Origin of the sequence: Candidatus Infernicultor aquiphilus, from assembly GCF_002784285.1 — a bacterium.
GTDB lineage: Bacteria > Atribacterota > Phoenicimicrobiia > Phoenicimicrobiales > Phoenicimicrobiaceae > Infernicultor > Infernicultor aquiphilus.
The window spans coordinates 1-7542 of record NZ_PFKO01000155.1 but is presented as its reverse complement, the minus strand read 5'-3'; the positions used below and the strand labels follow the sequence as shown (position 1 = coordinate 7542).

Sequence of the window (7542 nt, the reverse complement as noted above, 5' to 3'; positions counted from 1 at the left end):
TTCTCCTGGGGAAATTTTCCCCAGCTCTTTTCCATCTAAATCTATTTTAATTGCCCCAAATTTTACACTGAAAATTGTGGATACATCTTTTAGGGGAGTATAAATGGTAAAAATTTTTCTTTTAAAATCAAACTCTTGGATAATACCTAAACTTACCACAAAACCCTGTTGATCATCAAGAGAAACTAATAAATTTTTAAATTTATCTTCTTCGGCAATAATTATATTTTCTATGTTAAATCTTTTCTTAATCCGAAAGAGACCACTAAGTCTTTCCGGCAATCTTTCTTTGACAATTATAAATATCCCTTCTGGTGTCTTCTCCCCATAAATTACCTCAGTCATTAAAGTTTTCTCTAAAAATGAGAGGTCTTCCTCATCCAAAGCAATCCCAGAATAGTAATAGCTTCCCCTAATATTCAAATGGTCTAAATCAATTTTTAAAGAAGAAGCCTGTTTAAAATATTCCCTGTATTTTTCTTCTCTTGCCTCTCGACGTTGAAAATAAGTCTTCCTTCTTACTTCTGTACAGGGAGACAAACGGTGAATAAAAACATCTTCATTTAGAACAAAAAATTTTAAGATGTGTTCCAATTCATCCTTTCTTTGCAAAGCAATAATATGGCAAGGAGAAACTATATCAATCATATTTTCTTTTAGAGTTCGCCCAAGAGCCCCTTTTACCAACCCCGTAGTATCTACGATTATTATTTCTGCCTCTCTTTTCTTCCCTTCATCAATTAACTTCTTAGTTCCACAAACAGTAGGTAAAAAATAGTCCAGAGGTGAAGTTGATCCGACGAAATACAAAATATCTGCTGAGACTTCTCCTAAACTCTTTATTGGCTTATTAATTACTACCATCCCCATAGTAGTAGGAGGCCCTAAATCAGATTGCCCCATATCTACATCGACAATCCCAACTTTCCTTCCATGCTTAGCCCAAAAATTGGCAAATAATAAGCTACAGATACTTTTACCAGTATCTGTAGCTCCCAACACTAATACCACTCCCCTACCTTTTAAAATTTGATTAGCTATTTCAAGCCAATCACCGGGTATAAAATATTCTTCTATTAAATCTTGCTGTTTCATCTTCCACCTCATTTTATTACGGCAAGTCGATGAATCAACCCCCCACTTCTCGTTTTGTCATTGCGAGGAGTTTAACGACGAAGCAATCTCAACGGTATAGAGATTGCCACGCTCCCTGCGGTCGCTCGCAATGACTTTGTAAGTGATATAATCCGTTTTTTAATTATTTAAAATTATATCTATATTCTATATTTCTTACAAAACTCCTGCTATTTTATAAAAATTATGTTATAATAATAATGCAAATAAGAATTTATCTTCATCATCACAACCCTCTCCCGAAAGAGAAAAGGAAAGATGAATATGAAAATAAAGATAATCTTCTTCTTTCTAATTTTAATATTTATTTTTTCTTGCCCGTTGAAAGAAAATTATACTAATCCTAAGCCATCTATATATCTTCTTCAATTAAATGGAATGATAAATCCTATCACCTCTCAATATGTAGTTGGAGGAATTGAAGATGCCGAGAAAGAAGAGGCAGAATGTTTAATCTTACAATTAGATACGCCAGGGGGACTGGACACCTCAATGAGAGATATTATAAAAAAGATGTTAAATTCCACTATCCCCATAATAGTCTATGTCTCTCCTCCAGGTGGTAGAGCAGCCTCAGCAGGAGTATTCATTACCTTAGCCAGTAATATTGCTGCTATGGCTCCCGGTACTAATATTGGGGCTGCCCATCCAGTAGCTATAAGTGAGGAAAAGATCGATGAGGAAATGAAAGCTAAGATGGTAAATGATGCTGCAGCATACATTAAGACTATTGCTGAGAAGAGGGGAAGAAATGCCCAGTGGGCGGAAAAAGCAGTAAGAGAAAGTGTATCAATTACCGAACAAGAAGCTATCGAACAAGGAGTGATAGAATTCATTGCCAAAGATGTAAATGAATTAATAAAAATTATTAATGGAGTAAGAGTAAACACCGCAAGTGGGACCAGAGTACTTAAGACCGAAGACACAGAAATAATCCCGGTGAAAATGAGTTCTAAAGATTTATTCCTCCATTCCTTAACCAATCCCAATATAGCTTACATCTTATTATTCTTAGGAATTTACGGCATCCTGGGTGAATTCAGTCATCCCGGTTCTTTCTTCCCGGGAATTGTAGGAGGAATATCTCTTATCTTAGCCTTTGTAGCCTTCCAGAGTATACCTATTAATTATGGAGGTCTCCTTCTAATAATATTCGGTATTGTACTCTTTATTATAGAAATATATACTCCTACCTTTGGAGTTCTTACTGCAGGGGGAGTTACCTCCCTTATTTTAGGTTCTTTTATGTTATCCAAATCTACTGCTCCTTTTTTTAGAATTTCATTAGGATTAATTATAGCGATGTCTTTATCCACTGCAGCTTTCTTTATCTTCGCTTTAAGTAAAGGGATTAGGATTCAATGGAAAAAGCCGGTTACCGGAAGAGAAGGTCTTATCGGAAAAGTGGGGATTACTAAAACCGTCCTTGATCCGGAAGGCACCATCTTTGTTTATGGAGAAAGATGGCAGGCTTCTACTGAAGGTGAAATAATTAAGGAAGGAGAAGAAGTGGAAGTATTAGAAGTAAGGGGCCTTCAGCTTATAGTCAAAAAATGTATTCGAAAGGAGTAAATTGAAATGAATATAATTGCTAATCTACAAATGTATTTAGGAATTTTAATAATAGTCATTATTATCTTGTCTCAGGCTATTAAAATATTGCGAGAATATGAAAGGGGAGTAATCTTCAGATTGGGAAGATTGGTTGGAGCTAAAGGTCCAGGAATAATTTTTCTTATCCCCATAGTAGACAAAATGGTAAGGGTAAGCCTCCGGATTATTACTATGGATGTACCGGTCCAGGAGATAATCACCAAAGATACTGTCCCGGCAAAAGTAAATGCGGTAATTTTCTTTAGGGTAGTCAACCCGGAAAATGCAGTGGTAGAAGTAGAAAATTTTGTCTCTGCTACCTCCCAAATTGCCCAGACTACTCTACGCAGTGTATTAGGGCAGATGGAATTAGATGAATTATTATCACAGAGAGAAAAAATAAATCAGACCCTGCAAAAAATTGTGGATGAACACACCGGACCCTGGGGAATTAAGGTAACTGCAGTAGAGACAAAAGAGATTGAATTACCCGAGGGCATGAAAAGGGCTATGGCTAAACAGGCTGAGGCTGAAAGAGAAAGAAGAGCAAAGATAATTCATGCCGAAGGGGAATACCAAGCCTCAGAAAAATTAGTCAAAGCTGCAGAAAAAATTCAAGAACAACCTACTGCTTTACAACTTAGATACTTACAGACTTTAACCGAAATATCAGTTGATAAAAATTCAACTATTCTATTTCCCTTGCCTATCGATTTAATTAAACCTTTTCTGGAAAATTTTTCCTCAAAAGAAAGTAAAAAGAAAATAAATAAAGGTCATTCCTAAGGAAACAGGAATGACCTTATCTATACAATAATAATTTAATTTAATCGGTAACTTTATATACTTCATCACCATGACGAACTCTATCTTTTGCTTTAATTCCTACTCCTTCGCCAGGTTTAGCAGAATCTACCGATTGGTGTTCAATCTGCATGGAATTTATTTTCTGTACAAAATCAGTAGTACGTCCTAAAAAATGAATAGTATCTCCTACATGTAATTCTTCATTCTCTATTTCCAATGCAGCAACTCCTATTTTAGCAAAATAATCAGTTACTTTTCCAATCTTTACTTCAGCCATTTTTTCTACCCTCCTTTATTTTTTAAATTTTTAATAAGCTCGGGCAAAATAAACTACAGTAGAAGATTCTTTTCCACAACAAATACATTTTCCCGAAGCTTCTTCTTGTTCAAAGGGAATGCATCTAATGCTTGCTTTAGTCTCTTCTTTTATCTTATCCTCACAATCTTTATTTCCACACCAATAAGTCTTGATTAGACCTCTCTTTTTTTCCATAATTTCTTTGAATTTATTATAATCTGAGACTTCTCGAATATTTTTCTGTAAAAAACTCTTTGCTTTATTAAAAAGATTTTCCTGAATATTATTCAATAATTTTTCTACTGTCTCTACTAATTTTTCTTCTTTTACTGCCATCTTTTCCCCGGTGTCCCTTCTCACCATCATTACCTGACTCTTAGCCAAATCTTTAGGCCCAATCTCCAACCTTAAAGGAACCCCTTTCATCTCCCATTCATTAAATTTCCAACCCGGGGTATATTCATCTCGACTATCAATTTCTACTCTAAAATCTTTCTTTAAAATGGTAATGATGTCTTCAGCTTTATTTCTAACTTCTTTCTTGGTCTTATCAAACATAATAGGTATTATAATTACTTGAACCGGTGCAACTTTGGGAGGTAAATTCAAACCCCGATCATCACCATGGACCATAACCAAAGCTCCGATCAATCGGGTAGTCGTCCCCCAGGAGGTCTGCCAGACATATTTTTCTTGCTGGTCTTCATCTAAATATTTAATATTAAAAGCTTTAGCAAAATTTTGTCCCAGGTTATGAGAGGTCCCCGCCTGCAGCACTTTACCATCAGTCATCAGGGCCTCCAAAGTATAAGTGTGTAAAGCACCGGCAAATTTTTCTTTTTCTGTTTTTCTCCCAACAATTACCGGAATAGCCAGATCATTTTCAATATAATCCCGATAAACCTGATTCAATATCTTTAAGGTTTCTTCTTCTGCCTCCTGTTCGTTCTTATGAGCAGTATGACCTTCCTGCCAAAGAAACTCAGTAGTCCTTAAAAACAGACGGGTTACTTTTTCCCAACGGACAATATTTACCCACTGATTTATAAGGATAGGAAGATCTCTCCAGGATCTGACCCATTTAGAATATAGACTACAGATTATCGCCTCAGAAGTAGGACGAATCGCTAATCTCTCTTCTAATTTTTGGCTTCCTCCCTCCGTAACCCAGGCTACCTCAGGGGCAAAACCTTCCACGTGTTCTGCCTCTTTCTTTAACAAGCTCTCGGGAATAAACAATGGGAAATAAGCATTCTTATGCCCGGTTTCTTTGATCCTTCTATCTAACCCCGCTTGCATATTCTCCCACAAACCATATCCATATGGTCTAATAACCATACAACCTTTTATGGTAGTATAATCAGCTAACTCGGTTTTTCTTACTACATCTACATACCATTGTGAAAAGTCCTTCTCTTTTGAGGTAATTTCTTTAACAAATTCTATATCTTTCTCCACTGATATGATACTCCTCCTCTATTGGCTACATTTATTATTACCTTGATATAAATTGATTTATTAAAGATTTTACCATATTTTAATATGCTTGTCTAAAGATTTTATTCGTATCAAATTAAAAAGGGCAGACACAAGGTCTGCCCCTACTATTTTTAATACTCGAATTTAAATGCACCAAAGGACTATCCCCTGTCGTTATCTTTAAACTTTTACTAATTCGCCTTCGGTCTTGGCTACCACTACTGCGCAGGCAGCATCTCCAGTTACATTACAGGAGGTTCGGGCCATATCTAATATTCGATCAATTCCAGCAATTAAGGCTACTCCTTCCAGAGGTAAACCCACAGAGGTAAGAACCATAGTCAACATAACCAAACCTGCCCCTGGTACACCAGCGGTACCGATTGAGGCCAAAAGGGCGGTTAGAAGTACGGTTAATTGTCCTCCCAAGCCAAGATGTATGCCATAAGCCTGGGCTACAAATAAAGCACATATACCCTGATACATGGCTGTTCCATCCATATTAACCGTCGCCCCCAAGGGCATAACAAAACTGGAAATAGTGGGCGAAACTCCTAAATTTTCCTGAACGTTCCGCATAGAAACCGGAAGGGTCGCTGAACTACTACAAGTGGTGAAAGCTAACAGTGCTGCTTCACTAAACCCTTTGAAAAATTTCCCAGGGCTCATTTTACCAATGATAGAAACCATCCCAGAATATACTACTACTTCATGTATTATAATACCCAAATAAACAGCAAAAATTAATTTAGCAAAAGGTATTAAAACAGCTAAACCATAAGAACCAACTGTAACCGCAATCAGGGCAAATACGCCGTAAGGGGCAAATCCCATTACTGTGCCCGTGAGTTTGTACATAGTCTCCGCAAATCCTTCAAAAAACTTTAGAACTGCAGCTCCTTTTTCGCCTGCTTTGGTCATAGCAACACCAAAGAAGAGAGCAAAGACTATTACCTGGAGCACTATACCATCGGCCATTGCTCCAATTGGATTGGTCGGAATCAGGTTTATTATAGTGTCAACCAGGGAAGGAGTTTTGGCTGCCTCCTTAGCAGCTCCCTCTAATACTAAATTCATACCAGCGCCGGGTTGAATTATATTTCCCACCAATAAGCCGATAACTATAGCAATAGCAGTGGTTATTAAATAATACATTATAGTCTTACCAGCTACTCTTCCTAATTTTTTAGGTTCAGCAATACTGGCTACTCCTACTACCAAAGTAGAGAAGATTAATGGGATAATAAGCATTTTCAATAAATTAAGGAAAATAGTACCCACTGGCTTTATCCATACTATACCCGGTCCCCATATTGCTCCTAAAATTGCTCCTAAAACAAAACCGATTAAAATTTTTTGAAAAAGTTTCATTTTTCATTTCCTCCCTGAAAAAAATAATAAAATAACCAAATAAATTTCACCAATCTTGCCTATTCTTTTCTTTTAGATCATCACCTCGCTTTCTGAACAGCTATTCTGGCTAAAATTTGGGTTGGGTCTATTAGTGGGACTGAGACATCTCCCTCTTTTAAGATCAGGGGAATCTCGGTACAGCCAGCAATTATTGCTTCTGCTCCTTTATCGATCAATTTTTGGGCGATTTTCAAAATATTTTTCTTTACCCTCTTAGATAAATTTCCTGCTTTAATCGTATAGATTACCTTCATAATTTCTTCTTTATCCTTCTCCTCGGGAGAGATAACCTCAATATTAAATTTTTTAAAGTGTTGATGATATATTTCCGACTTATAGACACCTATAGAAGCTAAAAGCCCTACCTTTTTTATTTGAGGAATTCTTTTTTTAGTTTCTTTAGTAGTCTCTTCTATCATATTTAGTACTGGTATGTTAACACTTTCTTGAATTGAGGAAAGGAAATAATGGGCAGTATTGCAGGGGATAACTATAAAATCGGCTCCAGCTTTTTCTAAATTTTGAGCTGTCTCTTGTAAAGCTAGAAGAGGGTCTTCTCCTTTTCCTAAGATAGCGGCAGTCCGATCCGGTATCTTAGGATTATTATCAATAATTATTCTTAAATGTTCCTGGTCTTTTTCTGCCGGAGTAAATTTAATTATCTTATAAAATAAGTCAATGGTGGCCTCCGGCCCCATTCCACCTAAAATTCCGATAATCTTTTCTGGCATTTCTAATTTTTTACTTCCCTTTTACCAGATTATGATTGTCCCCCAAAAAGTAAACAAACCTGTCCTCGACCTGATCGGGGAATACTA

Annotated in this window: 7 protein-coding genes; 2 read left to right on the top strand and 5 right to left on the bottom strand. The window is 36.5% G+C overall.

Translation table 11 applies throughout. The annotated features are described in order from the left end of the window. Positions 1-1095 (bottom strand): Clp1/GlmU family protein (locus COZ07_RS04295; RefSeq protein ID WP_406607353.1); only part of this gene is annotated, 1095 nt, incomplete at its 3' end. Between the two features lie 303 nt (positions 1096-1398). Between COZ07_RS04295 and COZ07_RS04290 the strand changes: the two genes are divergently transcribed. After that, entirely contained in the window at positions 1399-2706 is a 1308-nt protein-coding gene (locus tag COZ07_RS04290; RefSeq protein WP_406607352.1) for an NfeD family protein, read from the top strand. Between the two features lie 6 nt (positions 2707-2712). Continuing rightward, complete coding sequence (locus COZ07_RS04285) at positions 2713-3513, top strand: slipin family protein (protein WP_406607351.1); 801 nt, start codon at positions 2713-2715, stop codon at positions 3511-3513. A 40-nt stretch (positions 3514-3553) separates the two neighbouring features. Here COZ07_RS04285 and COZ07_RS04280 read toward each other — a convergent pair whose 3' ends face one another. The 4 genes from COZ07_RS04280 to COZ07_RS04265 all read right to left on the bottom strand — a co-directional run bounded on the left by COZ07_RS04280 (position 3554) and on the right by COZ07_RS04265 (position 7455). Beyond that, positions 3554-3811 (bottom strand): translation elongation factor-like protein, encoded by a 258-nt coding sequence (locus COZ07_RS04280; protein ID WP_406607350.1) that lies wholly within the window; start codon positions 3809-3811, stop codon positions 3554-3556. 30 nt (positions 3812-3841) lie between these two features. Then, a complete protein-coding gene (gene proS, locus COZ07_RS04275) occupies positions 3842-5290 on the bottom strand; it encodes a proline--tRNA ligase (protein ID WP_406607349.1) in 1449 nt (482 codons plus the stop codon). Between the two features lie 201 nt (positions 5291-5491). Then, complete coding sequence (locus tag COZ07_RS04270) at positions 5492-6682, bottom strand: dicarboxylate/amino acid:cation symporter (protein ID WP_406607348.1); 1191 nt, start codon at positions 6680-6682, stop codon at positions 5492-5494. Positions 6683-6762: 80 nt separating this feature from the next. Beyond that, entirely contained in the window at positions 6763-7455 is a 693-nt protein-coding gene (locus COZ07_RS04265; protein ID WP_406607347.1) for an aspartate/glutamate racemase family protein, read from the bottom strand. Between the last annotated feature and the right edge of the window lie 87 nt (positions 7456-7542).